Origin of the sequence: Klebsiella africana, from assembly GCF_020526085.1 — a bacterium.
GTDB classification, from domain to species: Bacteria; Pseudomonadota; Gammaproteobacteria; order Enterobacterales; family Enterobacteriaceae; genus Klebsiella; species Klebsiella africana.
Genome location: NZ_CP084874.1, coordinates 4625043 through 4640584, shown reverse-complemented (window position 1 = coordinate 4640584; position 15542 = coordinate 4625043). Strand labels below are relative to the sequence as shown.

Below are 15542 nucleotides of genomic sequence, written 5' to 3'. Positions count from 1 at the left end.
CCATGTCGTTACTGGCTAAATCGCGAAAAGAGGGACAGATCCAGCATATTACGCCGCAAAGCGCCGGTTGGCGCTATATCGGCTTTGATGTCTGGATGTTGAAAAAAGGGCAGACCGTGACGCTGGAGAGCGGCGATCGCGAGCTGTGCCTGGTGCTGGTCGCCGGGCTGGCGTCGGTGAAAACGCAACATGCCGATTTCCCGAATCTCGGTAAACGGATGTCGCCGTTTGAACGCACCCCGCCGTGGTCGGTGTACGTGCCGCCGCAGGATAAAGTCGAGGTAACCGCCGATTCCGATCTGGAGCTGGCGGTATGCAGCGCGCCCGGCAAAGGCAGCTTCCCGGCACGCCTCATTCGGCCGGAAGACGTCGGCGTAGAGCACCGCGGGAAAGGGCGCAACCAGCGCCGGGTGCATAATATTCTGCCGGACAGCGCCGAGGCGGACTGCCTGCTGGTGGTGGAGGTGTACACCGACGAGGGGGCCACCAGCTCGTGGCCGTCGCATAAGCACGATACCGCCCAGCCGGGCAAAGAGACGCAGCTGGAAGAGACTTACTATCACCGCTTCGATCCGCCACAGGGCTTTGCCTTCCAGCGGGTCTACACCGACGACCGTAGCCTGGACGCCTGTATGGCGCCCTATAACCACGACGTGGTGATGGTGCCGCGCGGTTACCACCCGGTGGCGGCGATTGCCGGTTATGACAGCTACTATCTGAACGTGATGGCCGGGCCGGACCGGAAATGGCTGTTCACCTGGGAAGATGACCACGCCTGGATCAACACGCCGGAGTACCCGCGCCACGACTGACGCGCGGTGCAGAAGCGGCTACAAAAGGCCGGTTAGCGATGCTAACCGGCCTTCTTATTTGAGGGTAGCGGGTGTTTTTAGCGAAACGCTCCGCGGAATCCCACTCCCGACCCGGCAAGCGCAGCGCCGCCGGGGAGGACACCTCCGGCGCCATACCCGCCTTTGTGCCGGATGGCGGCTTCGCCTTATCCGGCCTACGGCATCCTCCCGTAAGCCCCTATACCGTCGGCCCGGCAAGCGCAGCGCCGCCGGGCAGGAACCTTCGGCGCCATACCCGCCTTTGTGCCGGATGGCGCTACGCTTATCCGGCCTACGGGATCCTCCCGTAAGCTCCTATACGCCAGGCCCGGCAAGCGCAGCGCCGCCGGGGAGGACACCTCCGGCGCCATACCCGCCTTGTGCCGGATGGCGCTACGCTTATCCGGCCTACGGTTCGTGCGACCTGCCGTTAATTTATTCACCATTCTTGCTGAAACTGCCGGTGCTGACGGCCTCAACATCGCTGAGACGTTCCCGGAAGGCCGGGGCAGCCCGCATGGATGCGGGCTGAGGGCCGTGTTTTGCACGGACGCTGCCTCGGCCCGACCCGAAGCCTGCAGGGATAAGTCGAAGGGACCGCGTAGCGGCGATGTTGCTGGCCGGAGCCCGGGGGTACAGGGGGCGGCGGCGAATGGCCGCCCCCTGTGCGCTCCCTGCGCCATGAGTGACATAACGCAGACGATTAACCGGGAGCGCAAATTTCGCTGAAGTTACATGTGATAAACGCTTTTGCCTGGCTGAGAAAGTTGCAAACCGATAACAGTCTCTACGGCATCCCGCAGGCGCATATACCCCAGGCCCGGCAAGCGCAGCGCCGCCGGGCAGGAACCTTTGGCGCCATACCCGCCTTTGTGCCGGATGGCGCTACGCTTATCCGGCCTACGGGATCCTCCCGTAAGCTCCTATACGCCAGGCCCGGCAAGCGCAGCGCCGCCGGGCAGGAACCTCCGGCGCCATACCCGCCTTGTGCCGGATGGCGCTACGCTTATCCGGCCTACGGCATCCTCCCGTAAGCCCCTGTACCCCAGGCCCGGCAAGCGCAGCGCCGCCGGGGAGGACATCCCCGGCGCCATACCCGCCTTGTGCCGGATGGCGCTACGCTTATCCGGCCTACGGGATCCTCCCGCAGGCTTATGCCACTCCGCCGGGCAACTGACGCCAGGCAGCCTATCTCACGCCTTTTGCTTGGCCTCGGACTCCTGGCTGCTGTTCAGCGCCAGCGAAACCGCCAGCGTCTGGGCCAGGCACAGGGAAGCAACCTGCGAGCGGAAGCCATCCACCTGCGCTTCCCGCACCACAAAGCAGACGTCGCTGAAGGCCGCCAGCGGGCTGACCTGACTGTCGGTAATGGCGATCTGCCGCGCTTTGCGCTGCGCGCCCAGCTCCACCAGCTCGACCACTTCCCGGGCGTACGGCGAGAAGCTCACCGCCACCACCACGTCTTTCGGGCCGACCAGACTCAACTGCTCGGTGAACATGCCGCCGAGGCCGTCGATCAGAAAGGCTTTGCGATCGAGGTGGCGCAGCGCATAGGTCAGATAGGAGGCGACGCTGAACGACCGGCGCAGACCAATGACGTAAATATTTTCCGCCTCGCCCAGCAGGGCCACCGCGCGCTCCAGATCATCGCTGGAGGTCTGCATCGCCAGCTGCTGCAGGGCCTGGTTGTTCACCATCGTGAACATATTGAGGATTTCCGTCGGCGTTTCCGGCGGGCTGGACTCATCGCTGGTGGTCTGGCGGAACAGACGGGCGCGCTCGGTATAGTTGGCGGTCTCTTCCATCAAATGTTGCTTGAACATCTGTTTCATTTCGTTAAAGCCGCTGAAGCCGAAGGCGTTGGCAAAACGAATCAACGTGGAAGGGGGAACATCCGCCTGTTGCGCAATGGAGGCCACGGTATCGAAAGCCACGCTATTGCTGTTATCAAGGATATAGCGGGCGACCTGTTTCAGGCGTTTGCTTAACGTATCGTAGCGACGCCTGATTTCATCCTGCAGGATGGTCAGCTGTGTTGGGTTATTGGCCATAGAGTGCGCTCTGAGAAATTGGAAGGAATATGGCTTCCAGTGTACCAAATGAAGCGAATTTTTCATTTATTGCGACGAAATACGCGATTCATTTCACGAAGAAACAGAAAAACGCCCGCTCCGCAAGGTGACAGAGACGGGCGTTGGGGGATCAGCGGCGGGCTTCGCGCCAGTAGCCAATAAGCGTCAGGTAGTTGCGTTTCACTTCCTCTATCAGGGCCTCATCGCTGAGCTCACCCTGCATCCAGCGCCGCGACGGCTGGCCAAAGATGGTGCGCCCGACGGCGAAACCTTTGATCATCGGGTGTGCGGCCGCCTCGGCGAAACCGGCGCGCAGTTTGTCGGAAGGCGCGTCGAGGCCGAGGATCAGGATCCCGCGGCTCCACGGATCTTCGCGCTCGATAAGGGCGGTGATCTGCTGCCAGCTGGCGCTGGAGAGCGGCGGCAGCTTCCACCAGTCCGGCTTGATCCCCAGCTGATAGAAGTGTTCCAGCATGGTGTGGTAATGGCGCTCGTCTTTATCCGGGCCATTTTCCGGCAGGATCACCTCCAGCAGCAGCTCGTGGCCTGATTTGTTACAGGCCTGCCACACCTCAAGCAGCAGGGCATCCTGTTCTGCACGCAGCGCCGCCGGGTCGTCCGGGTGATAGAAGACCAGGCATTTGACGACATGCTCCAGCGGCCAGTCGATCAGCTGTGAGCCGATGTTGCCATGCTCCAGACGCAGCGGCCGCGAGCTGGGCAGCTCGATAGGGCGCCCGATCCACCAGCCCTTGCCGGTAATGGCGTTCAGCGCACGCTGGCCGTAGGTGCCGTCGGCCAGAATGCCGCTGCGTTGCTCGAGACCCGCCTCCTGCGCCGCCGCTTCGGCCGCGGCCAACAACAGCAGCTTGAGCTGCGGAATGCAGGCTTCATCGCGCCCGGTCTCCCGCGCCAGGTCGGCCAGCTGTTTACGATGGTCAAAGGCGAAAATGCACAGCTCCGGCCACTGCTGACGGCGGCTGGTGACCCGGTGCAGGTGGTTTAGGCGCTCGTCGACGTCCGGGCGCGGCACCGATTCGGCACGCTGCAGGTAGTCATCCAGTTCGACTTTGGTCGGCATCGCCGGCGCGCAGCCGTGGCGGGAGACCACCAGCGCGCCGCAGGCGTTGGCATAGCGGCAAGCCTGCTCCCAGCCCTCGTCGTTAAGCCAGCCGCGCAGCAGACCCGACATAAAGGCATCCCCGGCGCCCAGCACGTTGAGCACCTCCACGCGCACGCCCTGCTGCAGCGGCACCTGGTCCCAGCTGTCCGGGATGTCGCCTTCCAGCACCACGCAGCCCATCGGCCCGCGCTTACAGACGAGGGTGGCTTTGGTGGCATTGCGCACATTTTTCAGCGCGGTCAGGGTATCGGTGCTGCCCCCGGCAATATGAAACTCTTCTTCGGTTCCCACCACCAAATCGAACAGATGCAGCACTTCCTGCAGCTGGCTGGTGACCGGACCGGACTCAATGAAACGCGTTTCGCCATCGCCGAGCGAGGTGAGCCCCCACAGCACCGGACGGTAATCGATATCCAGCGCGGTACGCAGGCCGTGACGGCGAGCGTATTCCAGCGCCTTCAGCACCGCGGCGCGGGTATTGGCGTGCGACAGATGGGTGCCGGTCACCGCCAGCGCCCGGGAGGAGGCAATATACTCCTCGCTAATGTCGTCAGGCGTTAAGGCCATATCGGCGCAGTTATCGCGGTAGAAAATCAGGGGGAAGGTCTCCTGATCCTTAATCCCCAGCATCACCAGCGCGGTCAGGCGAGATTTGTCGGTAATCAGATACTCAGTATCCACCCCGGCGCGGTTGAGCGTTTCGCGCAGGAAACGGCCGTTGTGTTCATCGCCAACGCGCGCCAGCATGGCCGATTTCAGCCCCTGAATCGCGGTGCCAAAGGCCACGTTGCCGGAGGAGCCGCCCAGATATTTAGAGAAACTGGCAACGTCTTCTAGCCGCGAACCGATCTGCTGGGCATAGAGGTCGACGGCCACCCGACCTATACAGATGACGTCGAGCCGCTTTACTGCTGCATTCATAGCTAGGATTTCCTTTTTGGTGTCTGCTGCCTGGAAGGGTCGGGATCCCGACGTCGACTCCGTGAACAGCCTGAGGGTTATTGGTTACCCTTAGTTTGAGAAATAAATATTTCATTTGCAAACTCGTTCGAAATTAAAAAACCAAAAGTGTGAGGGATCTACCACTCTGCCGCACTGAGCCTCGCGTGAGCGCGGATCGCCCCCTCTGTCGCCCCAGGGGAAAATGAAACGCCACATGACATCGATTTACCTATGATTTTTAAGGGGATATTGCCGTGCGGCGCGGCAAAAAAGGGTCCGAAAACGTGTCTGGAATGTAAGTGAAACGTATGAAATGGGTAGAGAGTTTGATCCTTCTCGCAAAATGAAATATTTCTTCTGTATTTGTGTTTAATGAAAAAAATGTTTGCCTATAATCCACAGGTATTCCAGTGACGTGAACGACGGCCCCGGCGGCATCGGCGCGACGCCACACACAAATACTGAACAATAAGGATTGTGCATCATGGGCAAACTGAGACTGACAACGGCGCAGGCGCTGGTGAAGTTCCTCGATAACCAGTACCTGGAAGTGGATGGCGTAGAGCTGAAGTTCGTGAAAGGCATTTTCGCGATATTCGGCCATGGCAACGTCCTCGGGCTGGGGCAGGCGCTGGAGCAGGACAGCGGCGATATGCGCGTCTATCAGGGGCGTAACGAGCAGGGGATGGCCCACGCGGCCACCGGTTTTGCCCGCCAGGCCCTGCGCCGGCAGATTATCGCCTGCACCTCCTCCATCGGTCCGGGGGCGGCCAACATGATCACCGCCGCCGGCACCGCCAGCGCCAACCGCATTCCGCTGCTGCTGCTGCCGGGCGATGTCTTCGCCACCCGCCAGCCGGACCCGGTGCTCCAGCAGATTGAACAGAGCTACGATCTCAGCATCAGCACCAATGACGCATTCCGCGCGGTCAGCAAATACTGGGACCGCATTACCCGGCCGGAACAGCTGATGAGCGCCTGCATCAACGCCATGCGCGTCCTGACCGACCCGGCGGAAACCGGCGCGGTGACGCTGTGCCTGCCGCAGGATGTGCAGGGCGAAGCCTGGGACTACCCGGAATCCTTCTTTGCGCGCCGCGTGCACCGACTCGACCGCCGCCCGGCCAGCGCCGCGCAGCTGGCGGACGCCGTGGCGGCCATCAAAGCCAGCCGTAAACCGCTGATCGTCTGCGGCGGCGGGGTGAAATACTCCGGCGCGGGCGAAGCGCTGTTCCGTTTCGCCGAGCGCTACGGGGTGCCCTTCGCCGAAACCCAGGCCGGGAAGGGGACGGTGGTCTCTTCTCACCCCCTGAACGTCGGCGGCGTCGGCGAGACGGGCTGCCTGGCGGCGAACCTGCTGGCGAAAGAGGCCGACCTGGTGATCGGCGTCGGCACCCGCTTCAGCGATTTTACCACCGCCTCGAAATGGATTTTCCAGCACCCGGAGGTGCGTTTCCTGAATATTAACGTCAGCAACTTCGACGCCTGGAAGCTGGACGGCATTGCCATGCTGGCGGACGCCCGGGAAGCAATGACCGCCCTCGACGCGGCGCTGGCGGACAGCGGCTGGCAGGCCGGCTGGGGCGCGCAGATCGAGAGCGTGCAGAGCCGTCAGTTAAAAGAGACCCAGCGCGTCTACCAGGCGGTGTGGCAGGAAAAATCTTTTGTGCCGGAGATCGACGATCATCTCGATCGCGAATCGGTGTATCGCGAGTTCCGCCAGATCACCGACTCCACCCTGACCCAGAGCAGCGTCCTTGGAGTACTGAATGAAACGCTGCCGGCCGAGGCGGTGATCGTCGCGGCGGCGGGCAGCCTGCCAGGCGATCTGCAGCGCGTCTGGCGCAACCGCGCGGAAAACACTTACCACGTGGAGTACGGCTACTCCTGCATGGGATACGAAGTCAACGCCGCGCTGGGCGTGAAGCTGGCGCAGCCGCAGAGCGAAGTCTACTCCCTGGTCGGCGATGGCTCGTTCATGATGCTGCACTCTGAGCTGGTCACCTCCCTGCAGGAGCGGGCGAAGATCAACGTCGTGCTGTTCGACAACATGGCCAACGGCTGCATCAACAACCTGCAGATGGAGCACGGGATGGACAGCTTCGGCACCGAGTTCCGCTACCGCCAGCCGGAAACCGGCCAGCTGCAGGGCGGCCTGGTGCCGGTGGACTTCGCCACCATCGCCGCCGGCTACGGCTGCAAAACCTGGCGCGTCACCACCCTGGACGAACTGCGCCACGCGCTGGACGCCGCCCGTCGCGAAACGGTCAGCACCCTGATTGATATTAAAGTGCTGCCGAAGACCATGGTGCACAAATACGGCAGCTGGTGGAACGTCGGGGTCGCCCAGACGGCGCTCTCTGAGCGGATCCGCAAAGTGGCGCAAATGATTAATGAAAAGCGCGCCCAGGCGCGTGATTACTAAAACGAACATCCACTCTGAATCCTACAGACTTACGGAGAAAACCATTATGTCGCTCAAATTAGGTGTCATCGGCGCTGGCGCTATCGGTAAAGAACACATCCGTCGCTGCACCCAGGTTCTGCAGGGCGCCACCGTTGTGGCGGTGTCTGATATCAATGCCGACAACGCCCGCGCGGCGGTCGCGCTGCCGGGCGTGCAGGCGGAAGTCTACGCCGACGGCCACGACGTGATTAACGCCAGCGATGTCGATGCCATCCTGGTCACCTCCTGGGACCCGACCCACGAAGAGTACACTCTGGCCGCCATCGCCGCCGGTAAGCCGGTATTCTGCGAAAAACCGCTGGCGATGACCGCGGAAGGCTGCCGCCGCATCGTCGATGCCGAAATGAAGGCCGGCCGTCGTCTGGTGCAGGTTGGCTTTATGCGCCCGTACGACGAAGGCTATCTGGCGCTGAAAAAAGTGATCGACGATGGCGATATCGGCGCACCGCTGATGCTGCGCTGCGCCCACCGCAACCAGTCGGTCGGCGAGAACTACACCACCGATATGGCGATCACCAACACCCTGATCCACGAGCTGGACGTACTGCGCTGGCTGCTGAACGATGACTACCGTTCCGTACAGGTGCGCTTCCCGCGCTCCACCTCGCACACCCATGCGCGCCTGAAAGATCCGCAGATCGTCTCCTTTGAAACCAAAAAAGGCACCCTGATCGACGTCGAAGTGTTCGTGAACTGCCAGTACGGGTATGACATCCAGTGCGAAGTGGTCGGCGAGACCGGGATTGCCCGTCTGCCGGAGCCGTCTGCCGTCCAGATGCGCAAGTCCGCCAGCCTGTCGACCGCCATTCTGACCGACTGGAAAGACCGCTTTATCAAAGCCTACGACGTCGAGCTGCAGGCCTTTATCAACGACGTCAAAGCCGGTCAGCTGCACGGCCCGTCGGCCTGGGACGGCTACGCGGCGTCGGTGGCGGCGGACGCCTGCATTAAAGCGCAGGGAACCAGCGAGCCGGTTGAAGTGACGCTGCCTGAGTGCCCGGCATTCTACAAACGTTAAGCACGTTTTGCTGACGGAACTTCTTTGCACAGGTAACGACGATGAAAATTGCCTTTGATGTGGATGTGATTAAGGACCTCGGGATCACCCGCATGGTCCATCAGGTAGCGGAGTGGGGCTACAAGTACATTGAACAGTCGCCGCACCCGCAGATTAACCCGTTCTACAAGCACCCGCGCGCCAGCCGGGAGATCATGGCGGAGTACAAGCAGGCGCTGCGCGATACCGGCCTTGAGCTGTCGTCGTTTATCTGCGTCTACCGCTGGTCCGGCCCGGACGAACTGCGCCGTCAGGCGGCGGTGAAAAACTGGAAACGGCTGGTGGAAATTGCGGTGGAGATGGACGTTCAGGTGATCAACACCGAGTTCTCCGGCGATCCGAATCAGCCTGAGATCTGCGATGAAATGTTCTATCGCTCAATGGAAGAGCTGTTGCCGATTTTTGAGCGGGAAGGCATCCGCGTGGAGATCCAGGCGCATCCCTGGGATTTCTGCGAAGAGAACAATGAAACCGTCGATATCGTGAAGTCGTTCCGCAGCGATAACGTGAAGTACGTCTACAGCGTGCCGCACACCTTTTTCTACGACAAAGGCGTCGGCGACGTGGCGAGCATGCTGCGCTATGCCGGGAGCGATCTCTCCCATGTCCTGATTGCGGACACCCGCAATCATACGAAACATTGCCGCTATATCGTTAACCCGCCGGGCGTGGATGCCGTGGTGCACCAGCACGTAGGCGTCGGAGAAGGGGATGTGGATTTCGACGCGCTGTTCCGCACCCTGCGCGAAATGAAATTCGCCGAGCAGACCTTCAAGGTCGGCGGGGAGCCGATTGTCGCCACCTCGCTGTTTGGCTACCCGGAAAAAATGAAATACCAGGCAGTGGAAACCCGTGAACTCATTGAACGTGAATTGCTGCGCCGCTAAGGCGCAGCGGCAGGAGCCCTACTATGAACAAAGATAACGTCAAACTGGCTATCGCCCCGATCGGCTGGACTAACGATGATATGCCGGAGCTCGGCAGCGAAAACACTTTCCAGCAGATCGTCAGCGAAATGGCGCTGGCCGGCTTTACCGGCAGCGAAGTCGGCAGCAAATATCCGCGCGACCCGGCGGTTCTCAAGCCGATGCTGGATATTCGCGGCATTCAGATCTGCAACGCCTGGTTCAGCACCTTTTTCGCCAACGGCCAACGGGAAAAAACCATTGATGAATTCGTCAATCACATGAACTTCCTTCATGCGATGGGGGCGAAAGTGATTGGCTGCTCCGAGCAGAGCGGCAGCATCCAGGGGCTGGATAAACCGATCCTCGGCGATGCGAAGCCGTGCTTCAGCGAAGAAGAGTGGCAGCGGGTGGCAGAAGGCTACAACACCCTCGGCCGCCTGGCGGCGGAGAAGGGGATGCAGGTCTGTCTGCATCACCACATGGGCACCGGCATTCAGACCACCGCGGAAATCGACAAATTTATGTCGCTGGTGGACGAGCGCGTCTTCCTGCTGTTCGACACCGGCCACGCCTGGTATTCCGAAGGCGGCGAAGCGCCGATGCTGGCGATCCTCAAAAAGTATCTGCCGCGCATCAACCACGTTCACCTGAAGGACGTCCGCCCGCCGGTGATCGACCAGGTGCGCCGTGACGGCCTGTCGTTCCTCGATGGCGTGAAAAAAGGCACCTTCACCGTCCCGGGCGACGGGGTGATCGATTTCCGTCCGGTGTTCAAGCTGCTGGACGACTTTGGCTATAAAGGCTGGATGGTAGTGGAAGCCGAGCAGGATCCTGCTCTGGCCAATCCTTTCGAATACGCCGTCAAAGCGCGCAAATATATCCGCGAAACGGCAGGGATCTAATCGTTGTGACATTTTCAGGCCATACCGGGTATGGCCTGCTTTTTTTCTTTCTCAACCGGACCCAGGGCTTAACCACAGCGCCGGACAGTTCCCTCTCCCGGACTCAGGGCTCAACCACGGCGCCGTACCGTCCCCTCTCCCTCAGGGAGAGGGCCAGGGTGAGGGTGACGATGACGGATAACACGTCACTTCACTTCCGCCAGCGCGGTCTTATCCACATACGGTTTCATCAGCGCGTCGGCTTCCTTCTGCGCCGCCTGCACCGCTGCTTCCGGCGTCACTTTGGCATCGTTAACCACCGCCGCCAGCTGGTTCTCCATCGACTTACGCACCGCCACGGTCTCCCAGGTGGAGTACCACGGATGGGCGTACTTCAGCTGCTCAAGGGCGATCGCCGCCCGCGGATCCTGCTGCAGATAGGCCTTCATCTCCGGCGTATCATATGACGCCTTGCGCGGCGAGAAGTAGCCGGTGAAGCGGCTCCACGCGCCGTTCACGTCGGGGCTCACCAGATAGGTCAGGAACTGATACGCCGCTTTCTTCTGCGCCTCGTTGATGCCTTTAAAGCTCACCAGGCTGGCGCCGCCGATCGGCACCGCACGCAGCTCTTTGGCCGGCAGCATCGCCACCCCAAGCTCAAAGTCTTTGCTGTTCTCGCGCATAAAGCCCAGCGCGCCGGTGCTGAGCATCGCCATCCCGAGCTTGCCGGAGAAGAACGCGGCGCTGATCTGTTTCGAGTTCAGCACCCCGGACGGCATCACCTTGTCCTTGTAGATCAGATCCTGCCAGAAGCGCAGGGCGCCGATGGCGGTCGGCGAGTTGTAATAGACCTCGCCCGGATAGTCTTCGTTAAAGTATTTCCCGCCGTTGGCGCGCACCAGTGCCGAGAAGATCCAGCCGCCGTAGTCGTCGTTGGTCGACGGTAGCATGATCCCCCACTGGCCTTTGCTCTCGTCGGTCAGCTTTTTGGCATCAGCCAGCAGCTCGGCCCAGGTCTGGGGCGGCTGTTTGATCCCGGCTTGATCGAACATCGTCTTGTTGTAGTAGAGGATCGGCGTCGAGTTATGGAACGGGATCGCATAGGTGGTGCCCATCACCTGGGCGTTCTTATGCATCGCGGGCCAGAATTCCTTTTGCAGAAAATCGCCGGCCTTTTGATCGCCATATTTAAACAGCTCGTCCATCGGCAGGATCTCATCTTTCAGCGCCAGATCGGTGGTGAAGTTGGCGGACATGATCACCAGCGCCGGCGGCTGGCCGGCCTTCTGCGCCGATTCGGCTTTGATCTTGGTGGTGTCGTAGTTGCCGGTGAAGATCCCGCGCACTTCGACATCCTGCTGCGAGTCGTTGAATTGCTTAATGACGCGGGTCATCTCCATGGTCAGCTTGCCGTCCACCGGCGCCGGGAACATGAAGTCTATTTTCTCTTTTGCCAGCGCCGCGCCGCTCAGGGCAAGGCTGAGGCCAACCGCGACTAGCGTAAAAGGTTTAAACATGATTACACTCCATCAATAAATTATGCTGGGTCTCAGCATGAAAAAGATGCACATCGGCAGGCGAGAAGCCGATCGGTAGCGACTCGCCTTTCTCCGGCACCGTGCCGCGGTGGCGGCGGCTAAAGCGCAGGGTGCCGATCGGGGTGCTAACGTGGAGCAGGTAATCGGCTCCCATCAGTTCTCGTTGCAGAACGGTGGCCGGCAGGCGCAGATGGCCCTCCTCCACGCGGTCGGTAATATGTTCCGGGCGAACGCCCAGCCAGACGCGGGTCTGATCCCGGTGGCGCGGCGGCAGCGGATGGCGCTGTTCTCCCAACAGTACTTCACCGTTGGCGCAGGGCAGCGACAGCAGGTTCATCGCCGGCGAACCGATAAACCCGGCGACGAACAGGTTGGCCGGGTTGGCATACAGGTACTCCGGGCGCCCGACCTGCTGTACGTGGCCGCCGTTCATCACCACGATGCGGTCGGCCATCGACATCGCCTCGGTCTGATCGTGAGTCACATAGATGGTGCTGGTTTTCAACTGCTGGTGGAGGGCCATAATGCTGTCGCGCACTTCGCTGCGCAGGCGGGCGTCGAGGTTGGAGAGCGGCTCGTCCATCAGGAACAGCCGCGGATTACGCACGATCGCCCGGGCCATCGCCACCCGCTGGCGCTGGCCGCCGGAGAGCTTCGCCGGTTTGCGGTCGAGCAGCGCCTCCAGCTGCAGCATCTGCGCCACTTTGTCCACCCGCGGCTGCCAGCTGCTTTTCTCTTCCTTGCGCACCTTCATGCCGAAGGTGATGTTGTCGCGCACCGACAGATGCGGAAACAGGGCATAGTTCTGGAAAATCATCGCGAAGTTGCGCTCGCGCGGCGTGGCGGCGGTGATGTTCTCATCATGCAGCCAGATTTGGCCTTCGCTGACCGGCTCCAGCCCGGCGAGCAGGCGCAGCAGGGTGCTTTTCCCGCAGCCCGACGGGCCGACCAGCACCACGAATTCGCCTTCGTGGATATCCAGCGACAGGGCGCTGAGCGCCGGTTTGCCGTCGAAACGTTTACTGATGTTTTGCAGACTGAGCATGGCGGTTAGCGCTCTTCCGTTGGGCAACTGATGTTTTCGTCGTACAGCCACGGCCCGGCGTAGTGGGCCAGCGAGTGCTGGTAGCTCACCCACTGCTCGCCGACCTGACGGTGCATCAGGCACGAAGCCGGGGAGAGGTCGTAATAGGGCTGGGTGTCTTCGTGGCAGTACGGCACTTGATGGACGGTGCCGGGAATGGTGGAGATCAGCGCCTGGCGATACTGGGTCATGGTCAGGCTGTGGTTATGGCCGCAGAAGATGCGCGTCAGCGACGGGAAACGCTCCACCAGCGCCAGCAGACGGTGGCCGTTTTCGCAGGCGATCGGGTCCATCTGCGCATTGCCCAGCGGCAGCGGCGGGTGGTGCATAAACACCGTGGCCGGTTTGTCGCCGCCCTCGAACAGCTGGGCTTCCAGCCAGCTGATGGTCTCGTCGGTCAGCCAGCCCTTTGAGGTGCCGGCGCGACTGGAGTCGATAAACAGCAGGCGTGTGGCGAAGTCATCCACCGCATAGCGCATATTTTGCGGATCGTTGCCCAGCAGCGGGCACAGCGGATGAAGATGCTCGAGAAAATGGGCTTTGTCGTCGTGGTTGCCGGGGAGCAGATACAGCGGATAGTTCAGGCTGCCGAGGATCTGGCGGGCCACCTGATACTCCTCCGGGCGGCCGCAGTTGACGATATCCCCGCTCACCACCACCGCGTCCGGGCGCTCGCGCAGCGCGTTAAGCTGGGAGACCACGTCGGCGTTGGCGGCATTGACGTCGATAAAGTCGTACAGCTTCTCGCCGCGGCTGCGGAAATGGGTATCGGAAATGTGCGCTAACAGCATGAATCACTCCTTATTTGATCCCGGAGAAGCCGAAGCTCCGCAGGAACTGTTTCTGAAAAAGGATGAACGCCAGCATCAGCGGCAGGCAGACCATCAGCGTCCCGGCGCCGATGGTGCCCCACTGGCCGCCGGATTCGGCGCCCATGGCGAAGGAGACCAGCCCGACGGTCAGCACCTGCTTATCGGGATCGTTGAGCATCATCAGCGGCCACAGGTACTCGTTCCAGTGGTAGGTAATGCTGACGGTGGCGAAGGCCAGCACCGACGGCCAGGACATCGGCAGCAGTACGCGGAACAGCACCTGCCACCAGCGGCAGCCCTCCATCAGCGCCGCCTCCTCCAGCTCTTTCGGGATGGCGAGGAACGCCTGACGCATCAGGAACACGCCGAACGCCGAGGTGAAGTAGGGCATCATCACCCCGGTGAGGGTGTTGAGTAGGCCGAAGGTTTTCAGGGTCAGCATGTTCGGTACCATCATCACTACCGGCATGATCATCAGCTGCACCAGGAACAGGAGAAACAGCGTCTGCTTGCCGCGAAACTCGTGGCAGGCGAAGACGTACCCGGCGGTGGTGATGGTCAACAGCTGCACGCAGAAGGTGCCGAAGGTGAAGATAAGGGTGTTGGCGTACAGGCTCAGCCAGTCGGCGCTGTTCCAGGCGTCGCGGAAGTTATCGAGGGTCAGCGGCAGGCGGGGCAGCAGCGAGGCCATATCTTCCCCGAAGGTGGTGGCGCTGAACGAGGTGGCCAGCATCCAGATAAACGGGCTGATCCACAGCAGCGCCAGGCAGCACATTAATACTGTGAGCGTAAAGGGCGACGAGCGGCGCAGGCGTAGCCACAGCGGACGCGTAGCGGTAGGCGTGCGGACCAGCAGCGGCGAGATGTCAGCGCTCATAGTGGGCTCCTTTCTCCAGCAGTTTCAGGTTAATCAGCGAGAAGGCGAACAGCCCGGCCAGGGTCAGGAAGGTGGCGGCGGAGGCTTTACCAAGGTCGTGGGTATCCCAGGCGAGATTCTGAATGTAATAGAGCAGCACGGTGGTGGCGTTGTCCGGCCCGCCGCGGGTCATCACCGCCACGTGGTCGATCTGGGTGATGGAGTAGATCAGCGCGGTGGTGATCACAAAGCTCAGCGTCGGGCGCAGCAGCGGTAGCGTGACCTTAAAAAAGACCTGCGTGCGGGTAGCCCCTTCCATCAGCGCCGCTTCCCGCGTCGAGGCCGGAATGCTCTGCAGCCCGGCGAGGAAAAACAGCATGTAATAGCCGGCGAACTTCCACACGCCGATCAGCGCCAGGGCCAGCAGCGCGCTGTTGCTGCGCCCCAGCCAGTTATTATTCATCGGCCCGAACAGCTTCGCCAGATAGTGGTCGAGCAGGCCGAGGCCGGGCATAAAGATAAACAGCCACAGCGCGGCGGCGCTGACCATCGGGATAATCATCGGGAAGAAAAAGGCGGTGCGCAGCCAGCGGTTGACGCGATGGTTCTCGCTCAGGGCGACCGCCAGCAGCAGGGCGAGGGTCACCCCGGGCACCACCGTCAGCAGGATATAGAGCAGATTATTGACCAGCGACTGCCAGAAAACGCCGTCGGCAAACAGGCGGGCAAAGTTATCCAGCCCGACGTACTGCGCGCCGTCGCTGGCCATGCGGGTATCAAACAGGCTGTCATACACCGAACGCCCCAGCGGGAACCAGGTAAACAGCAGTAAAAACAGCAGGGAAGGCGACAGGATCAGCCAGGGAAGCCAGGTCTTTCTCATGGTGACGCGCATCTCGTTCAGCCATTTATCGAAGCCCGGATTGTGGGAAGCAATGACTACAGAGGCATGGCGGGGAGATGACGGTTTGA

At 61.3% G+C, this 15542-nt stretch carries 13 protein-coding genes; 6 read left to right on the top strand and 7 right to left on the bottom strand.

Going from position 1 to position 15542, the window contains the following annotated elements:
- The first annotated feature begins 2 nt into the window (after positions 1 to 2).
- Both iolB and LGL98_RS22305 read left to right on the top strand, forming a co-directional pair.
- Entirely contained in the window at positions 3 to 812 is an 810-nt protein-coding gene (iolB, locus tag LGL98_RS22310) for a 5-deoxy-glucuronate isomerase (RefSeq protein ID WP_004177654.1), read from the top strand.
- A 71-nt stretch (positions 813 to 883) separates the two neighbouring features.
- The gene (locus LGL98_RS22305) at positions 884 to 1141 is read left to right on the top strand and encodes a hypothetical protein (RefSeq protein ID WP_168435268.1); all 258 of its coding nucleotides are present in this window, start codon (positions 884 to 886) and stop codon (positions 1139 to 1141) included.
- Positions 1142 to 2023: 882 nt separating this feature from the next.
- Here LGL98_RS22305 and LGL98_RS22300 read toward each other — a convergent pair.
- Both LGL98_RS22300 and LGL98_RS22295 read right to left on the bottom strand, forming a co-directional pair.
- Positions 2024 to 2881: a MurR/RpiR family transcriptional regulator gene (locus LGL98_RS22300; RefSeq protein WP_004152190.1), complete on the bottom strand. Its 858-nt coding sequence runs from the start codon at positions 2879 to 2881 to the stop codon at positions 2024 to 2026.
- A gap of 151 nt (positions 2882 to 3032) precedes the next feature.
- Positions 3033 to 4946: a bifunctional 5-dehydro-2-deoxygluconokinase/5-dehydro-2-deoxyphosphogluconate aldolase gene (locus LGL98_RS22295; RefSeq protein ID WP_136033100.1), complete on the bottom strand. Its 1914-nt coding sequence runs from the start codon at positions 4944 to 4946 to the stop codon at positions 3033 to 3035.
- A 505-nt stretch (positions 4947 to 5451) separates the two neighbouring features.
- Here LGL98_RS22295 and iolD point away from each other — a divergent pair.
- The 4 genes from iolD to iolE are packed head-to-tail and all read left to right on the top strand — an operon-like array spanning position 5452 to position 10301.
- Positions 5452 to 7392, top strand: a complete 1941-nt coding sequence (iolD, locus tag LGL98_RS22290; protein WP_136033101.1) for a 3D-(3,5/4)-trihydroxycyclohexane-1,2-dione acylhydrolase (decyclizing) — start codon at positions 5452 to 5454, stop codon at positions 7390 to 7392.
- Between the two features lie 46 nt (positions 7393 to 7438).
- Positions 7439 to 8452: a bifunctional inositol 2-dehydrogenase/D-chiro-inositol 1-dehydrogenase gene (iolG, locus tag LGL98_RS22285; RefSeq protein WP_004186740.1), complete on the top strand. Its 1014-nt coding sequence runs from the start codon at positions 7439 to 7441 to the stop codon at positions 8450 to 8452.
- 41 nt (positions 8453 to 8493) lie between these two features.
- Positions 8494 to 9378 carry a sugar phosphate isomerase/epimerase family protein gene (locus LGL98_RS22280; RefSeq protein ID WP_020316399.1) on the top strand — a complete coding sequence of 295 codons (885 nt, stop codon included), beginning with the start codon at positions 8494 to 8496 and terminating at the stop codon, positions 9376 to 9378.
- Between the two features lie 23 nt (positions 9379 to 9401).
- On the top strand, positions 9402 to 10301 hold the full coding sequence (iolE, locus tag LGL98_RS22275) for a myo-inosose-2 dehydratase (protein WP_004192343.1): 900 nt from the start codon (positions 9402 to 9404) through the stop codon (positions 10299 to 10301).
- A gap of 185 nt (positions 10302 to 10486) precedes the next feature.
- Here the strand turns inward: iolE and LGL98_RS22270 are convergent, their stop codons facing one another.
- The 5 genes from LGL98_RS22270 to LGL98_RS22250 are packed head-to-tail and all read right to left on the bottom strand — an operon-like array spanning position 10487 to position 15465.
- Positions 10487 to 11797 (bottom strand): ABC transporter substrate-binding protein, encoded by a 1311-nt coding sequence (locus LGL98_RS22270; protein WP_136033103.1) that lies wholly within the window; start codon positions 11795 to 11797, stop codon positions 10487 to 10489.
- On the bottom strand, positions 11790 to 12863 hold the full coding sequence (locus LGL98_RS22265; RefSeq protein WP_023317451.1) for an ABC transporter ATP-binding protein: 1074 nt from the start codon (positions 12861 to 12863) through the stop codon (positions 11790 to 11792). The genes LGL98_RS22270 and LGL98_RS22265 overlap by 8 nt, the downstream gene beginning before the upstream one ends.
- A gap of 5 nt (positions 12864 to 12868) precedes the next feature.
- Positions 12869 to 13693 (bottom strand): phosphodiesterase, encoded by an 825-nt coding sequence (locus LGL98_RS22260; protein ID WP_136033105.1) that lies wholly within the window; start codon positions 13691 to 13693, stop codon positions 12869 to 12871.
- A gap of 10 nt (positions 13694 to 13703) precedes the next feature.
- Positions 13704 to 14591 carry a carbohydrate ABC transporter permease gene (locus tag LGL98_RS22255; protein ID WP_136033107.1) on the bottom strand — a complete coding sequence of 296 codons (888 nt, stop codon included), beginning with the start codon at positions 14589 to 14591 and terminating at the stop codon, positions 13704 to 13706.
- Positions 14581 to 15465 carry a carbohydrate ABC transporter permease gene (locus LGL98_RS22250; protein ID WP_012737244.1) on the bottom strand — a complete coding sequence of 295 codons (885 nt, stop codon included), beginning with the start codon at positions 15463 to 15465 and terminating at the stop codon, positions 14581 to 14583. The genes LGL98_RS22255 and LGL98_RS22250 overlap by 11 nt, the downstream gene beginning before the upstream one ends.
- Positions 15466 to 15542: the final 77 nt, after the last annotated feature.

Coding starts and splice junctions, on each gene's coding strand:
- iolB (WP_004177654.1), top strand. CDS start 3: ATGTCGTTACTGGCTAAATCGCGAAAAGAGGGACAGATCCAGCATATT.
- LGL98_RS22300 (WP_004152190.1), bottom strand. CDS start 2,881: ATGGCCAATAACCCAACACAGCTGACCATCCTGCAGGATGAAATCAGG.
- LGL98_RS22295 (WP_136033100.1), bottom strand. CDS start 4,946: ATGAATGCAGCAGTAAAGCGGCTCGACGTCATCTGTATAGGTCGGGTG.
- iolD (WP_136033101.1), top strand. CDS start 5,452: ATGGGCAAACTGAGACTGACAACGGCGCAGGCGCTGGTGAAGTTCCTC.
- iolG (WP_004186740.1), top strand. CDS start 7,439: ATGTCGCTCAAATTAGGTGTCATCGGCGCTGGCGCTATCGGTAAAGAA.
- LGL98_RS22280 (WP_020316399.1), top strand. CDS start 8,494: ATGAAAATTGCCTTTGATGTGGATGTGATTAAGGACCTCGGGATCACC.
- iolE (WP_004192343.1), top strand. CDS start 9,402: ATGAACAAAGATAACGTCAAACTGGCTATCGCCCCGATCGGCTGGACT.
- LGL98_RS22270 (WP_136033103.1), bottom strand. CDS start 11,797: ATGTTTAAACCTTTTACGCTAGTCGCGGTTGGCCTCAGCCTTGCCCTG.
- LGL98_RS22265 (WP_023317451.1), bottom strand. CDS start 12,863: ATGCTCAGTCTGCAAAACATCAGTAAACGTTTCGACGGCAAACCGGCG.
- LGL98_RS22260 (WP_136033105.1), bottom strand. CDS start 13,693: ATGCTGTTAGCGCACATTTCCGATACCCATTTCCGCAGCCGCGGCGAG.
- LGL98_RS22255 (WP_136033107.1), bottom strand. CDS start 14,591: ATGAGCGCTGACATCTCGCCGCTGCTGGTCCGCACGCCTACCGCTACG.
- LGL98_RS22250 (WP_012737244.1), bottom strand. CDS start 15,465: ATGCGCGTCACCATGAGAAAGACCTGGCTTCCCTGGCTGATCCTGTCG.